The sequence below is a fragment of the Zoogloea sp. LCSB751 genome, assembly GCF_002028455.1.
In the GTDB taxonomy this organism is placed as follows: domain Bacteria; phylum Pseudomonadota; class Gammaproteobacteria; order Burkholderiales; family Rhodocyclaceae; genus Zoogloea.
This window is the reverse complement of record NZ_MWUM01000160.1, coordinates 1-277: the sequence shown is the minus strand read 5'-3', so window position 1 is coordinate 277 and position 277 is coordinate 1. Positions and strand designations below refer to the sequence as shown.

1 protein-coding gene is annotated in these 277 nt (G+C 64.6%); it reads left to right on the top strand.

Features of this window, described 5'->3' with window-relative positions; all coding sequences use genetic code 11:
• Nucleotides 1-277, top strand: a 277-nt coding sequence (locus B4920_RS26175; RefSeq protein ID WP_139379672.1) for a hypothetical protein, incomplete at both ends; no start/stop codon positions are given.

The following is a 277-nucleotide window of genomic DNA, read 5'->3' as shown; positions in this document are numbered from 1 at the left end:
GCCCGCCGCTTCGTAGCTGAGTGCCGTCGCACCCATACGGTACTTCCCGCGACATCCACGATCGAGCGGCTTTGCGCCACAGCTCTGGTCGATGCCGAGCGCCGGATCGAGACAAGGATAGCCAGTCGGTTGGCCATGACGGTCCGGGAACAGTTGCTGGCATTGCTCGGGGAGGCGGTTGACGACCGGGTGACCCGTCTCGTGTGGCTGCGTCAGTTCGAGCCGGGCTCGAACTCTTCGTCGGCCAATCGGCTGCTCGACCGGCTCGAATATCTGC